Raw genomic sequence first — 13,242 nt, 5'->3', positions numbered from 1 at the left:
TATTTTTAATTATATTGAAATATTCTATAATCGAAAGAGACGTCACTCAACACTGGGGTATCTTTCTCCAGTATCTTATGAGCTCGAATCTATGGTAGCCTAACCTAACTTAGTGTCCTTAAATTCGGGGGAAGTCCATATTGTTCGACGTGAACTTCCATTGAATTTCGTCACCGCTTTTCCTTTTCATAAGGGTAACACGCTGCTGCTTGATATTAGAATAAGGTTCAGGCGTTGTTACCAATTCGTAAACGCCTTTTGTGCTGGTCTTTCTTATACCGGTAATTGTAAAGCTCGTGCCAGAATCATGAAAGTCAAACCCAACCAGAACAGGGTACTTATCATCTTCCTTTTTGACCCAAAAGCCGGACTCGTGAATGTTTACTTGCGCTTTTTGTGGTGATTTTGTTTTTAGCAATTGCGTTAAATAGGCTTTGTTGAGCCAGAAACCCTTTTGGAGATCGTCGAGTATGGCTCTTGGAGATGATTTATTATCTTTGCTTAATGAAGCTGTCGGGGAAATGAAAACAGCCAGCAAAACAACCAAGATAAGATGAATGATCGATTTATTCATTTGTTTTTTCTTTGGATGTTAATGCGGAGTTAAGCCGTAGCCCCGTAGGAGCGTATCGGTCTTACACTCCTGCTTATCCCGTAGCGTAGCGGAGGGATGGGGCACATGGCTCAGCCCCGCGTTCTCCCTGAGCGAAGCGAAGGGAGAACCAGTTATTATCTAAACGACTAAATGAGCATTAGCACAGATTTAAATATATTTCAATAAAGAATGAGCTTAAGAAGGTAGTTTTAGTTTTTCAAAATAAGGGTAAAGCTTATCGTAGGTAGCCTGAAGGTGTTCCGGTAAAACCCTGACCTCCCCTATCACAGGCATAAAGTTTGTATCTCCATTCCATCTGGGGACTATGTGAAAGTGGATATGCTCTTCTATCCCTGCCCCTGCTTCTCTGCCAAGATTCATGCCTATATTAAATCCACCCGGAGCCATTTCTTTTTTCAGGATTGCAATAGAATCTTGTATGAGTCTAAAAAGCTCTAATGTTTCTTCTTTTTCCATATCTTCCAACAGGCTTGTGTGTTTCCACGGATACACAAGAAGATGGCCGTTGTTATAAGGAAACCTATTCATCATAACAGCCGCAAAATCCCCTCTGTAAAGAAGCAGATCCTTTTTGTCGTCCTTGCTGCTCCCTTTGCAAAATATGCACTTATTAGATTTTTGTCCGAAGATATACTCTGCGCGCCAGGGCGCCCAAATCTGTTTCATATTCCTCTATGGTAGTTTCACACTCAAAAATCGCCCAGATGCAAGGCGCTGAGGAGCGAGAGCGATGGTGTGTAATAATACGGCTCGTTGAGTGATTTTCTAAGCCTTGTCTTTTGCAATAGCGCCTTTAAGAATGGCTTCGGTATAACGACGTTTGAGTTCTTCCAGCGATGGAAAATTCGGGATAGTGAGTTGCCCGTGTATCGGCTTCGTTGTAGGACATAGAAAATTGCTCTTAACCTATCATAAAGTTTATGTTTTTAGAAGTGATAATTTGGCTATTCATATTGACCCTTTTGCAATTTATTGGTAGCATCCTTAAGAACATGGGCTAAAAATCAAAAGATTAAAGAGCAAAAAGATGGCTCAATAATCCTTGAGATTAAGACATCCGGCTTTTGGGATGTAAAAAAATGGGTATTGTCATTCGGCGCAGAGGCAAAGGTGTTGAAACCGGAGAAATTAAGAAAGGCACTATCTGAAGAGTTTACAGAGGCAAGAAAATATTATGACTAATCTACTCGGACATATTTCTTTGACTGTTGACTGCCATGCTTTATTAAGCAGAGCAAATTTCTAACTCGCTGATACTAAAAAGGGGTGCTACATGCAAGAAAATGAGATATTGAAGACCATAAAGGCATCGCTGGAAAAGGAGCTGCATATTGACCCTGTAAAACACCCTATCCATCTCAAAATGGAAGGGAATGCCATTATAATGGAAGGGGTAGTGAATAGCATTGCCCACAAGAAAATGGCCATTCTTATTGCAATGGGTATCCCGGGAACATCAGGCGTTATTGACAGGCTTAGGGTAAGGCCTGCGAAAGAGATGGGAGATAAGGAGATAAAAAACCATATCTGCGATGCCTTTACCGAGGAACCAACCCTCAGGAATATCCCGATAGGGGTAGAGGTCAACAACGGCATTGTTGACATAGAAGGGGCTGTGCCGTCTTTAAGCCATAAGCGGCTTGCAGGGCTTCTTGCATGGTGGGTGCCTGGCAGTGCGGATGTCATAAACAGCCTTGAGGTTATTCCGCCAGAAGAGGATTCGGATGATGAAATAACAGACGCAGTCATGCTTGCGCTGGAAAAAGACACACTGGTAAATCACAGCAACATAAAAGCCACAACCAAAAACTGTGTCGTAACCCTGGATGGTGTTGTGCACAGCGAGGCTTCAAAAAACGCTGCAGAAGATGATGCGTGGTATGTTTGGGGTGTGAATGAGGTGGTGAGCAGGTTGAACGTGGTGAGATGACGGCTTTAAAAAACTGGACCTAATTGACCAGAACTAAGTTAAATGCCTTGTTAGGCGCAACCATTGCATACATTAGACAATATAAACCGTATTTGCGTTGTCGAAATCCAATGAAACATACTCACGGTTTATGTGTATTATGCACTCGTCGCCAGCCTGGATACCATCACAATAAGGGGCAATGACCTCGTGCACCCATGGCTTAGCTCTATTGGGCGACCAATGTGAGATAAATAGCCAAGCCTGTATCTTTTTATTGACTCTGGTCATCTCAAACTCAATACGAAGCAGGTCAAATACCTCTCCCGCAGCATTCTTCCCAAGCCATTGAATGGGAGAAGTCTGTTGGTCGGGTTTTAGAACAACGAGGGGTTTTGTCAACAGAAGATTAATCGTGCCCTTATGACATGCCTCAACTTCCGGAAATTCCTTTGCAATAAGCGGCAATTGCCCTCCCACATTGCTGGTTTCAGCTCCCAAATTCTTAGTGACATATCCTTTGATTTTAATCATAAGTTAACCTTTCTATAAATATGGGTTTTATGCTTCAAAAATATTTGCGCGAAATATATAACAAGATACATACAATTATGTCAATACATACATCAACATTAATAAACTTTGGTGGAGCGGACCGGGATCGAACCGGCGACCTTCACGTTGCGAACGTGACGCTCTCCCAACTGAGCTACCGCCCCATCTGCCTATCTCTTGCCAGTATTAAGTATGTCCTTAATGGTTGTTTTTAATTCCTTCAGGTCAGATGATTTTACCACATATGCGTCGGACGCCCATGTGCCGAATTCCTGTTTATAGTGATGATAGGCAGTAGATAAGATTACTGGAAGGTTTTTCCATTTTTCCTTTATCCTTCGGAGCACCTCTATGCCGTCCATTCCGGGCATCTTTATATCAAGGACTACGAGGTCAAATTTATCCTTCTCAAGTTTGGCAAGGGCCTCTTCTCCTGATGCTGCCAGATGCACATCCAGCCCTTCGTCCATAAGTTCTTCCTTGTATAAAAGCCTTATTCCTTCCTCATCATCTACTACAAGGATCTTTTCATTCATAGTGTCCTCCTTTTTAATACAGTTAACAGTTTACCGGTTATTGCGACAGGCAGTTTTATTGTAAATGTAACCCCTATCCCCATGTTATTGTTAACCTCTATAATGCCTTTATGATTTGTTATAATGGAATGCGTTATGGCAAGGCCAAGACCTGTGCCTGTTTCTTTAGTGGTGTAAAACGGGTTAAATATATTGCCCATTATTTCAGGGGCAATGCCGCCGCCTGTATCGCTCACCTCTGTTACTATCCATTTGTCTTTATGTTTGGTTTTTATGGTAAGCGTTCCGCCGTCTCCCATTGCCTGAATAGCATTGGCCATGAGATTATTAAAAGCCAATTTTACCTGCTGACGGTCAACCTCTATCATCGGCATATCAAGAGAAAGGTCTTTGATGACATCTATTCTGTTTCTCCTGAAATCGTCTTCAAAAAATTGGATAACCTCTTCCATAATCTTGTTTATGTCTTCAGATAAAAACTCGTAGCCGCTTTTACTTGAAAAATGGACTATCCCATCCATAAGTTTTTCAAGTCTTTCAACCTCTTTTACAATTCTCTCTACGTATATAACATGAGAAGGATCAAGGATATTCTGCTGATGCAGCCTTTTGGCAAAACCACCGATGGACATAAGCGGGTTTCTTATTTCATGGGCAAGGGTTGCGGCCATCTCACCCAAGGCAAGCAGTTTTTCTGCATGGACTAACCTTGCCTGCATATCCTTCATCCTTGTATTGGCATCTGTTAAATTGACAATATACTCGTAATTCTTAATAGCCGTGGCAAGTTGAAGCGCAATTACAGAAAAGAGCTTTTTTTGTATAGGCGATAGAGTCTTCTCCCTTTTGTTTTTAAGATACAGGACGCCATAAAGCCAATCATCCTTTACCGGGCAGCAGACTATAGTAGCAAAGCCGTTCGCGCCTTTGTCAGAAACCTTCTGCCATAATCCTTTCGCTGGTTTAGACCTACTTGCAAATACAGGTCTCCCTTTCTTAATGGCCAAACCAGGAAAGCCTTCGTTTTCTTTGTATGCCGCCTGGCATCCGCCCCCGGCGGATCGTTTGTCCCCTGCTGTTACGGCAAGATTTAAAATTTTTTTATCCTTGTCAAATAAATATATAGCGCACTGATCAAAGGCAAAAGACCCTGCCAGGAGTCTGGCAACACCCTTAAGCCTTTTTTCAATGGCCTCTTCAGAATCGGTCAATTCTATCACCTTTACAAGAATATCGTAACCCATCTATACCTTTGCTTCCCTTAAGAACTTTGCCGCTTCTTCCGGCGGGGTCGGGTTTATGTAAAAACCAGAACCCCACTCAAAGCCTGCAACTTTGACTAATGTCGGCATTATCTCAAAGTGCCAATGATAATGCTGGCTATTGCCGTCTTTTAAAGGCGATGTGTGGAGTATAAAATTATAGGGCGGAGAATTAAGGACCTTGTCCATTCTTTTTAATATATTGGAAAAGAGTTTGGCAAGGTTTTCGTATTCATGTCTCTGGCCGTTTTCAAAGGCAGACTCATGCTTCTTTGGAAGGATCCATATCTCGAATGCAGCCTTTGGCGCATACGGGGTTACTGCAATAAAATCCTGATTTTCAGCCACGATGCGCACCCCCTGCATTATCTCCTGACGGATAATATCGCAAAATATGCATCTTTCCTTGTAATTGTAATACTCAAGCGAGCCATCTAATTCCTCTACAACCCTTTTAGGTATGATGGGCAGCGCTATAAGCTGTGAATGGGGGTGTTCAAGCGAGGCGCCTGCGGCCTCGCCATAATTTTTGAATATAAGGATATAACGAAATCTGGGGTCTTTTTTAAGGTCTATAATCCTGTCTCTGTATGCCCACAGGACATCCTCAAACTGTTTTTCTGATATGCCGGATAAGGTATCTTTGTGATTGATAGATTCAATTATCACCTCATGGGCGCCTACGCCGTTCATCTTGTCATACACGCCATCGCCTTCTCTGTCAAGATCACCTTCTATGCGGAGGGCAGGATATTTATTCGGCACAACCCTGAGGGTCCAGCCGGTCGTATCAGGTTTAGAATCATCCGGCCTGTAGGCCAGTATCTCCTGCGGGGTTTTATCTTCATTCCCTGGGCAAAACGGGCAGAAACCGTTTTTGGTAGGGGGGTGCTGAACCAGGAATTCTGAAGGCCTTTTTCCTCTTTCCGTCGAAATAATTACCCATCTTCCAATTATAGGATCTTTTCTAAGTTCCGGCATCGTCGCTGTTCTCCCTTGTAGAATGCAATTTTTTCATTGGGTCTTTCTCAGTTTTTCCTGCGCCTCTTCCTCTTCTTTACATTTTATGCAGGATGTTGTGACAGGCCTTGCCTCAAGCCTTTTTTCTGATATTTCCTCGCCGCATATTTCGCATATTCCATAAGCGCCGTTATCTATCCTCTTCAGCGCCTCCTGTATCTTTGCTATAAGCCTTCGTTCCCTGTCCTTGACCCGCAGCAGAAAATTCCTGTCTGTTTCAAGGGATGCCCTGTCAGTCGGATCAGGAAAGGCCTCTTCCTTTGTGCTGCTCATCTCCACTACAGCCTTTCCGGCCACTGTAAGCAGTTCTTCCAGCTTTTGATTAAGCAGATTTCTGAAGAATTCCTTTTTTTCTTTTTCCATAATGATGAATTATACCCAAATAGCAAATTTATATAAACACAAAAATGAGAATTTGAGTTTAATTTTTTCTTATATATGTCCCGCTCTTGCCGCCTGTCTTTTTCATAAGCCGTATGTTGGAGATAGTCATACCTTTATCAATAGCCTTGCACATATCATATATAGTCAAGGCAGCGACTGAAACTGCTGTCAATGCCTCCATTTCCACGCCTGTTTGGCTGGAAACCTTCACAGTTGCAGTTATATCAATACAATTTTTGTCTCGTACCGGTTCAAATGATATATCTACAGAGGTTATATTCAGGGGATGGCACAGGGGTATCATCTCACCCGTCTTTTTCGCTGCCATAATGCCGGCAATCATTGCAACACCAAGGACATCTCCCTTTTTAATCTCATTTGCCAGAACAACTTTCAATGTGCCTTGCTGCATAAAGACACTCCCCTTTGCAACCGCCTCACGCTCAGTTATATCTTTAGCAGTCACATCAACCATCTTTGCCTTGCCTTTTTTATCTATATGGGTAAGTTTTGGCATAAATAAAATTTAATCCTTCACCTCCACTATCTTCCCTTTCCTGACCTCAAGCATAAAAATATCCTTTACAGCCTCCCTGTCTTTATCAAAGGCAATATTGCCTGTTGCGCCGGGAAGATTTTTTAAATCTGCAAGGATTGCCCGTATCTCTTCTTTTCCTCCATTCCATTTTGCAATGGCTTCTATCATTATTCTTGCCGCATCATAGGCCTGCGCCTCAATAATACCCGGCTCTGTGCCGTAGATATCTTTAAAATTATTCACAAACTGCAAGGTAGCCTCTCTTTTACTGCCTGCAAAGAACCCATCTGTAAAGACTGCGCCTTCCACATATTTACCTGCCAGTTCTATAAGCTTGGGAGAGTTCCATCCGTTAGACCCAAGGAGTTTAATATCTTTGATATTATAATATGCAAGATGAGGGGCTATGAGGCCGATAGTATTAAAATAATCCGGTATATAAAGCGCGTCCGCTGTCACAGTTGCTTTAAATGTCCTTATGCTCCTTCTGCCTTCCTTCTTTTCAGTCTCCTTTATTTTAAACAGCCGCACTACCTCTTTGCCAAAATATGTCTGACCCTCTTTATATTGCTCCTCAGCCACTATCACACCCTTGCCTTTCTTAACCTCCTCTTTAAAGAGATTGGCAAGTTCTGTCCCGTAGGGGCTGTTAGGATAAAGCACGGCAAACTTTTTACGGTTTAATTTGTTCATGGCATAAAGAGCAATGGCCTTTGCCTGTTCGGACGGCAATAAAAAATTTCTAAATATATAATCGCCTGCATTGGTAATGCCTTCCTTCTGCGATAGAACAATTGTTGGAACTTTTAATTCCTGCGCTTTTCCGGCGGCATCCGTTGAGGTTATGGTTAAAAGAGGGCCTATTATGCCGACAACATTTTCATTTAAGGCAAGATATTCCACAGCATTTGCCGATGCAATCGGATCGTCTCTGGTATCTTTGATAATTATTTCCACATTCGCGGTTTGGATATTATCTTGCCTCCTTGCCCCCTTGCCCTCTTGTTCCTTTGTTTCAAATATGCCTGCTGCAAGCAATATTCCTTTTAATGCCTGCTCCCCGAATGTGGCATACTTTCCGCTCAAAGGCAGAATAACGCCAATCCTTGCGATGGGCATGGGTTGAGCAGCGGCGGGGGGCGATGATTCCAAGGCAAAGGCTGTACCAGTAAGCAGTATGCAGTAAGCAGCGAATAGTAAACTGGTAGCCGCAACCTTTAGGTTGCGTTTAAGCCGCAGGCTAAAGCCTGCGCCTACCTCCTGACTTCTAACTTTTGGTTTATCTTTCATTCAAACAGGTTTCTTACCTTTTCCAAAAAATTATTTTTTATTGGATTTGTCTCTTCTCCGCTTATTCTGGCAAACTCTTCCATAAGTTCTTTTTGCCGGGATGTAAGCCTTGTCGGGGTTTCTACCTTTATAATTACATTCTGGTCTCCCCTTTGGCCTGTCCGAAGCGAGGCTATGCCCTTGTTTTTAAGCCTGAATACCTTCCCTGACTGGGTTCCGGCAGGGATCTTGAGCTTGACGCTTCCCTCAAGTGTTGGAACATCTATCTCACAACCAAGCGACGTCTGAGGAAAACTTACCGGAACCTCGCATATTATATCATCATTCTGTCTCTGGAATATGGGATGAGGTTTGACGTTTATGATTATATAGAGGTCACCAGGAGGCCCTCCGTGGATACCCCCCTCCCCCTCAGCAGAAAACCTAAGCCTTGTGTCTGTTTCAACTCCGGGTGGAACCTTTACGTTGAGACTTTTTATCTCCCTTACCCTGCCCATGCCGCTGCATTCAGCGCAGGGATCTTTTATGATAGTCCCTTCACCCCTGCAGTGGGAACATGGGCGGGATATACTGAAGAAGCCCTGCTGGTAGCTGACCTGCCCCCTTCCATGACAGGTTGGACATTGTGCGGGAGATGTTCCATGTTTTGCGCCGCTTCCATTGCATTTCTGGCATTTGGCTGTCTTAGGAATCTTTATCTTTTTTTCTGCGCCAAAGGCTGCCTCTTCAAAGGTAACCTCCAGATCATATCTAAAATCCGCACCGCGCTGCCCCCTTGCGCGTCTTCTGCCTGCCCCAAAGAAATCTCCAAACACATCGCCGAACAAATCCTGAAAATCAGCGCCAAACCCGGCCCCTGGTCCAAAGCCCGCCCCTGTCTCCGCATATCCGAATCTGTCATACTGCGCCCTCTTATCAGGGTTTTTCAAAACCTCGTAAGCGGCATTTATCTCCTTAAAATGCTCCTCATTAGCTTTATTGCCAGAATGTTTATCAGGATGATATTTGTGGGCAAGCTGCCTGTATGCCTTTTTTATCTCCTCATCAGAGGCGCCTCTGTCAACGCCCAATATTTCATAAAAGTCTTTTGCCATCCTTACATCCCCTCTGTCAATCTTGTTGACGCCTGAAACAATCTGTCTGTAGCAGCCTTTATAGTTTCTGGATTTGAACCTTCTATCGCATTTTTCAATACATTCAATGCGTCTCTCACAACATTCCTGTCAGCCTCTTTAATCCGGCCTCCAGTCTCGGAAAGCAATTTCTCTGTCGTATATATAAGGCCGTGCGCAGTGTTTCTCGCATCAACAATCTCTTTCCTTTTTTTATCCTCTTCCTGATGGGCATCCGCGTCTTTTATGATTTTTTCTATCTCTACGCGGCTTAAGCCCGATGAGGCTGTAACCTTTATCGATTGTTCCTTGCCTGTTCCAATATCCTTTGCAAAGACATGAAGGATGCCGTTGGCGTCTATATCGAAGGTCACCTCTATCTGCGGAACCCCCATAGGCTGCGGCGGGATATCAACCAATTCAAACCTTCCGAGGGATTTGTTGTCCGCAGCCAATTCCCTTTCGCCCTGAAGTATGTGTATAGCAACCATTGTCTGATTATCCGAAGCAGTAGAAAATATCTGGCTCTTTCTTGTGGGTATCGTTGTATTTCTTGGTATCAGTTTTGTAAATACCCCTCCTCTGGTTTCAAGGCCGATGGAAAGCGGTATGACATCAAGCAGGATTATATCCTTTACCTCGCCCTTCAGAACGCCGCCCTGGATAGCAGCGCCAATAGCAACAACCTCGTCAGGATTTACCCCTTTGTTCGGAGGCCTTGAAAATATCTCCTCAACCTTTTTAACTACCCGCGGCATTCTTGTCATGCCGCCCACGAGGATTGCTTCATCTATATCCTTTGGTTCAAGTCCAGCATCCGATAGCGCAATGTGGCATGGCATAACGAGCCTCTCAACAAGGTCGCCTGTCATTTTTTCAAACTCGCTTCTGGTTATCTTTTTTCTAATGTGCTTTGGCCCTGTGTTGTCAGCAGATATGAAGGGGAGATGTATCTCTGTTTCAAAAACCGATGACAATTCACACTTCGCCTTTTCTGACGCCTCCTTGAGCCTCTGAAGCGCCATCTTATCCTGTGTCAGGTCTATGCCAATTTCCTTTAAAAATTCCTCCACAAGAAAATCTATTATCCTCTGGTCAAAATCCTCACCGCCCAAAAAAGTGTCGCCGTTTGTCGCCTTGACCTCAAAAATACCTTCATTCAATTCAAGGATTGATATATCAAATGTCCCTCCGCCAAGGTCAAACACGGCAACCTTTCCCATTTTATTCTTATCAAGACCATAGGCAAGGGCGGCCGCGGTAGGCTCATTTATAATCCTCATGACATTCAGCCCTGCTATCTGCCCGGCGTCTTTTGTTGCCTGCCTCTGGCTGTCATCAAAATATGCAGGCACAGTTACTATAGCATCTGACACCTTTTCTCCGAGATAATCCTCGGCTATCTCCTTCATCCGCTGGAGAACTATGGCGGATATCTCTGACGGAGACAGGGTTTTACCCTTGATTTCTACCCATGCATCGCTGTTTGGCGCTTCAACTATTTTAAACGGCACTAGCTCCTTTGTCCGTTTTGCCTCAGGGGTATCATAGCGTCTGCCGATTAGTCTTTTTATCGCATATAATGTGTTGGATGGATTTACAACAGCCTGTCTCTTAGCGGCATGTCCGACAAGCCTCTCTCCTGAATCGGTAAAAGCCACGACAGAAGGGGTTGTCCTTCCCCCCTCCTGATTAGGTATGACAACAGGGCTGCCGTTTTCCATAACAGCAACACAGGAATTGGTTGTGCCCAGATCTATGCCGATTACCTTGCCCATAAAATAGTGTCAAAGAGTCAAAAATTCAGAGAGTCAAAGTCTTTACTCTGACTCTATGGCTCTCTGACTCTGCTTTTCAGTCCTCCCTTCCTCTGTCTCTTCTTTTTCCTTAGACTTTTCCGTCGCCTTTGCTATAACAACCATGGCAGGCCTTAAAAGCCTGCCGTTAAGGTAATAACCTTTATGAAACTCCTTAATAATAGTTCCCGGATCAGAGTTCAATATCTCTTCCTGGCTTATTGCCTCATGCCTTGTTGGGTCAAATTTATCGCCCATTGCAGAGGCCGCCTCAACGCCGAACTTTTTTAGGACAGCCAAAAGATTATCAAGGACAAGTTTTATTCCATCTTTCACAGCGGCAAGATCTGATTCATCCTCTATATGGTCAATTGCCCTTTCAAGGTTATCCACTACAGGGAGGACCTCTTTTATAAACCTTTCATTTGAAAAGCTTATCAATTCACCTTTTTCTTTTTCTGCCCGCTTCTTGTAGTTTTCAAGGTCTGCGCATGCCCTTAAAAATTTATCAAAGGCTGCCTCTGCCTCTTTTGTCTTTTGCTCAAGGCAAAGATTGAGCCTTTTTATTTCCGCCTGTCCCTGAAGGTCTTTATCAGGGGATTCTATTTCTATGTCCTCTTTTTCCTGCTCTCCCATGTATTCCCCCCATAAAAGTGTCAAAGAGTCAAAGATTCAGAGAGTCAAAGTTGTTACTCTGATACTCTGACACTTTGACACTGTTTCTTACACCGCTTCTCTTCTGGCCATTATATCGCTTAAAAGATCCGCGGTATAATTTACCAGAGGTATGACCCTGGAGTAATTCATCCTCATAGGCCCTATTATCCCAAGGGTTCCAAATATATTGCCGTTGTTGCTGTAAGGCGCGGTTACAACGCTGCACTCCCTGATTTCATCAAATCCGCTCTCAGGGCCGATAAATATTTGAACGCCATTGGCGTCCATAGCCTTATCAAGCACCTTCACCAGAACCGATTTCTCCTCAAATGTTTTGAAGAGGAGTTTCATCTTTTCCGCGTCTTCAATGAATTCAGGCTGGTCAAATATATTGGCCTTGCCTTCCACATATATATTGCCGGCATTTCTGTTTTTGCCCTCATCCAGGGCGGCCTTGCTTAATTTAAGCGCCTTTGCCATAAGCCGGTCGTAAAGGGTTTTTTCCTTCCTCATCTCTTCTATTATCTTTTTCTTGAGCTTCCGCAGTGTCAACCCCTTTGCAATACTGTTTAAATAAGCCGACATCCTTTCAAGGTCATGCTGCTTCAAGTCTTCTTCTATCCTGACAATATAATTCTGGACAATGGCCGAGTTGGAAACAAGCAGCATCATAACCTGTGTCCTGCCGAGCCTTATAAATTCAATGTGCTTTATAAAAACATTATCAAACCTTGGGGCAAGAACAACACCCATGCAATTTGACAGGGACGACAGGATGCTTGACGCATCGGACATTATATTTTCAATCTCCTGTGACCTCTGACACCGTGCATTTATCTTTTCTCTCTCTGCCTGGGGCAGCTCCTTTATCTTCAGGATACTGTCAATATAAAATCTGAAGCCTTTATCAGTAGGTATCCTGCCCGCAGAGGCATGTGGCTGCATCAGATACCCCATCTCCTCCATCTCCGACATGATATGCCTTATTGTGGCGGGGCTTAGGTGTGGAATATGCCTCTTGCTCACCATCCCTGAGCCAACAGGCTCGCCGGCATAGATATATTGTATGATTACGGTCTGAAGTATATTTTTAATACGTGTTGCCGCTGTCTCATTCATAATTTCTCCATAAACTTATTATAAATAACACCACCCCGGCGGCTACCATCAGGATATAGAATCCCTGAGCCTCTATCCCCATCTTCAAATAAAATATAATATTTATTGTTCCAAGAAGAATAAGGATAATTCCAAAAACCTTTAAGCCAACCCACCGCTTTGGCGTGAACTCAGTAGGACTCTTCTGATTTATATTCTCTTTATCTCCCATAAAGATTTCTCCGTTTATCCCCGAGTGTTTCTATCGGGGAGATGTTTTTAATAACATAATCCGCCGGACAAGGAAAGTCAACTAACTTTTCTTGACATGTAAAGCCAAAATAGAAATGTCCTATTCTTACCAAAATAGAAATGTCCTGTTTTATGTATCAGCCTCCCTCAATTCTTTTTTGTTTATATCTTTATATCTGTCAGCATGTTTACTGTAGTTCAATCTCCTCCATGGATG

Annotated in this window: 16 protein-coding genes, 1 tRNA gene and 1 pseudogene; 3 read left to right on the top strand and 15 right to left on the bottom strand. The window is 43.5% G+C overall.

The window, feature by feature from the left end:
- Positions 1 to 103, top strand: a 103-nt coding sequence (locus Q8P28_00430; protein ID MDP2681262.1) for an IS3 family transposase, incomplete at its 5' end; no start/stop codon positions are given.
- Between the two features lie 15 nt (positions 104 to 118).
- Here the strand turns inward: Q8P28_00430 and Q8P28_00425 are convergent.
- Together Q8P28_00425 and Q8P28_00420 are read right to left on the bottom strand one after the other, a co-directional pair.
- Complete coding sequence (locus tag Q8P28_00425; protein ID MDP2681261.1) at positions 119 to 574, bottom strand: hypothetical protein; 456 nt, start codon at positions 572 to 574, stop codon at positions 119 to 121.
- 216 nt (positions 575 to 790) lie between these two features.
- The gene (locus Q8P28_00420; GenBank protein ID MDP2681260.1) at positions 791 to 1,282 is read right to left on the bottom strand and encodes an HIT domain-containing protein; all 492 of its coding nucleotides are present in this window, start codon (positions 1,280 to 1,282) and stop codon (positions 791 to 793) included.
- Positions 1,283 to 1,588: 306 nt separating this feature from the next.
- On the opposite strand from Q8P28_00420, the gene Q8P28_00415 reads away from it, so the two are divergent.
- Together Q8P28_00415 and Q8P28_00410 are read left to right on the top strand one after the other, a co-directional pair.
- On the top strand, positions 1,589 to 1,798 hold the full coding sequence (locus Q8P28_00415) for a WYL domain-containing protein (GenBank protein MDP2681259.1): 210 nt from the start codon (positions 1,589 to 1,591) through the stop codon (positions 1,796 to 1,798).
- A gap of 91 nt (positions 1,799 to 1,889) precedes the next feature.
- The gene (locus tag Q8P28_00410) at positions 1,890 to 2,546 is read left to right on the top strand and encodes a BON domain-containing protein (protein ID MDP2681258.1); all 657 of its coding nucleotides are present in this window, start codon (positions 1,890 to 1,892) and stop codon (positions 2,544 to 2,546) included.
- A 72-nt stretch (positions 2,547 to 2,618) separates the two neighbouring features.
- On the opposite strand, the gene Q8P28_00405 is transcribed toward Q8P28_00410, so the two are convergent.
- The 13 genes and pseudogenes from Q8P28_00405 to Q8P28_00345 all read right to left on the bottom strand — a co-directional run bounded on the left by Q8P28_00405 (position 2,619) and on the right by Q8P28_00345 (position 13,005).
- A complete protein-coding gene (locus Q8P28_00405; protein MDP2681257.1) occupies positions 2,619 to 3,059 on the bottom strand; it encodes a hypothetical protein in 441 nt (146 codons plus the stop codon).
- Between the two features lie 109 nt (positions 3,060 to 3,168).
- Positions 3,169 to 3,244 (bottom strand) — tRNA-Ala (locus tag Q8P28_00400).
- A 6-nt stretch (positions 3,245 to 3,250) separates the two neighbouring features.
- The gene (locus Q8P28_00395) at positions 3,251 to 3,616 is read right to left on the bottom strand and encodes a response regulator (GenBank protein ID MDP2681256.1); all 366 of its coding nucleotides are present in this window, start codon (positions 3,614 to 3,616) and stop codon (positions 3,251 to 3,253) included.
- Entirely contained in the window at positions 3,613 to 4,860 is a 1,248-nt protein-coding gene (locus Q8P28_00390) for an ATP-binding protein (protein ID MDP2681255.1), read from the bottom strand. The genes Q8P28_00395 and Q8P28_00390 overlap by 4 nt, the downstream gene beginning before the upstream one ends.
- Positions 4,861 to 5,859: a galactose-1-phosphate uridylyltransferase gene (gene galT / locus Q8P28_00385; GenBank protein MDP2681254.1), complete on the bottom strand. Its 999-nt coding sequence runs from the start codon at positions 5,857 to 5,859 to the stop codon at positions 4,861 to 4,863.
- A gap of 33 nt (positions 5,860 to 5,892) precedes the next feature.
- A complete protein-coding gene (dksA, locus tag Q8P28_00380) occupies positions 5,893 to 6,261 on the bottom strand; it encodes an RNA polymerase-binding protein DksA (GenBank protein MDP2681253.1) in 369 nt (122 codons plus the stop codon).
- A 58-nt stretch (positions 6,262 to 6,319) separates the two neighbouring features.
- Positions 6,320 to 6,799, bottom strand: coding sequence for a cyclic pyranopterin monophosphate synthase MoaC (gene moaC / locus Q8P28_00375; GenBank protein ID MDP2681252.1), 480 nt, complete (start codon positions 6,797 to 6,799; stop codon positions 6,320 to 6,322).
- A gap of 9 nt (positions 6,800 to 6,808) precedes the next feature.
- Positions 6,809 to 8,110 carry a penicillin-binding protein activator gene (locus Q8P28_00370; GenBank protein MDP2681251.1) on the bottom strand — a complete coding sequence of 434 codons (1,302 nt, stop codon included), beginning with the start codon at positions 8,108 to 8,110 and terminating at the stop codon, positions 6,809 to 6,811.
- Positions 8,107 to 9,204 carry a molecular chaperone DnaJ gene (dnaJ, locus tag Q8P28_00365; protein MDP2681250.1) on the bottom strand — a complete coding sequence of 366 codons (1,098 nt, stop codon included), beginning with the start codon at positions 9,202 to 9,204 and terminating at the stop codon, positions 8,107 to 8,109. Before dnaJ ends, Q8P28_00370 begins: the two co-directional genes overlap by 4 nt.
- A gap of 5 nt (positions 9,205 to 9,209) precedes the next feature.
- A pseudogene (dnaK, locus tag Q8P28_00360) lies at positions 9,210 to 11,000 on the bottom strand (molecular chaperone DnaK).
- A 42-nt stretch (positions 11,001 to 11,042) separates the two neighbouring features.
- Complete coding sequence (grpE, locus tag Q8P28_00355; protein MDP2681249.1) at positions 11,043 to 11,654, bottom strand: nucleotide exchange factor GrpE; 612 nt, start codon at positions 11,652 to 11,654, stop codon at positions 11,043 to 11,045.
- A gap of 87 nt (positions 11,655 to 11,741) precedes the next feature.
- A complete protein-coding gene (gene hrcA, locus Q8P28_00350; protein ID MDP2681248.1) occupies positions 11,742 to 12,794 on the bottom strand; it encodes a heat-inducible transcriptional repressor HrcA in 1,053 nt (350 codons plus the stop codon).
- Positions 12,787 to 13,005, bottom strand: a complete 219-nt coding sequence (locus tag Q8P28_00345) for a hypothetical protein (GenBank protein ID MDP2681247.1) — start codon at positions 13,003 to 13,005, stop codon at positions 12,787 to 12,789. The genes hrcA and Q8P28_00345 overlap by 8 nt, the downstream gene beginning before the upstream one ends.
- Positions 13,006 to 13,242: the final 237 nt, after the last annotated feature.

It is taken from the genome of Deltaproteobacteria bacterium (assembly GCA_030690165.1).
Classification (GTDB): Bacteria; Desulfobacterota; GWC2-55-46; order UBA9637; family UBA9637; genus JACRNJ01.
This window is presented reverse-complemented; position numbering and strand designations above follow the sequence as displayed.

Bases quoted from the DNA above. Each gene is read 5' to 3' on its own strand.
- Q8P28_00425 (MDP2681261.1), bottom strand. From the start codon at position 574: ATGAATAAATCGATCATTCATCTTATCTTGGTTGTTTTGCTGGCTGTT.
- dnaJ (MDP2681250.1), bottom strand. From the start codon at position 9,204: ATGGCAAAAGACTTTTATGAAATATTGGGCGTTGACAGAGGCGCCTCT.
- dksA (MDP2681253.1), bottom strand. From the start codon at position 6,261: ATGGAAAAAGAAAAAAAGGAATTCTTCAGAAATCTGCTTAATCAAAAG.
- Q8P28_00395 (MDP2681256.1), bottom strand. From the start codon at position 3,616: ATGAATGAAAAGATCCTTGTAGTAGATGATGAGGAAGGAATAAGGCTT.
- Q8P28_00370 (MDP2681251.1), bottom strand. From the start codon at position 8,110: ATGAAAGATAAACCAAAAGTTAGAAGTCAGGAGGTAGGCGCAGGCTTT.
- Q8P28_00390 (MDP2681255.1), bottom strand. From the start codon at position 4,860: ATGGGTTACGATATTCTTGTAAAGGTGATAGAATTGACCGATTCTGAA.
- Q8P28_00345 (MDP2681247.1), bottom strand. From the start codon at position 13,005: ATGGGAGATAAAGAGAATATAAATCAGAAGAGTCCTACTGAGTTCACG.
- Q8P28_00405 (MDP2681257.1), bottom strand. From the start codon at position 3,059: ATGATTAAAATCAAAGGATATGTCACTAAGAATTTGGGAGCTGAAACC.
- hrcA (MDP2681248.1), bottom strand. From the start codon at position 12,794: ATGAATGAGACAGCGGCAACACGTATTAAAAATATACTTCAGACCGTA.
- moaC (MDP2681252.1), bottom strand. From the start codon at position 6,799: ATGCCAAAACTTACCCATATAGATAAAAAAGGCAAGGCAAAGATGGTT.
- Q8P28_00420 (MDP2681260.1), bottom strand. From the start codon at position 1,282: ATGAAACAGATTTGGGCGCCCTGGCGCGCAGAGTATATCTTCGGACAA.
- Q8P28_00410 (MDP2681258.1), top strand. From the start codon at position 1,890: ATGCAAGAAAATGAGATATTGAAGACCATAAAGGCATCGCTGGAAAAG.
- galT (MDP2681254.1), bottom strand. From the start codon at position 5,859: ATGCCGGAACTTAGAAAAGATCCTATAATTGGAAGATGGGTAATTATT.
- grpE (MDP2681249.1), bottom strand. From the start codon at position 11,654: ATGGGAGAGCAGGAAAAAGAGGACATAGAAATAGAATCCCCTGATAAA.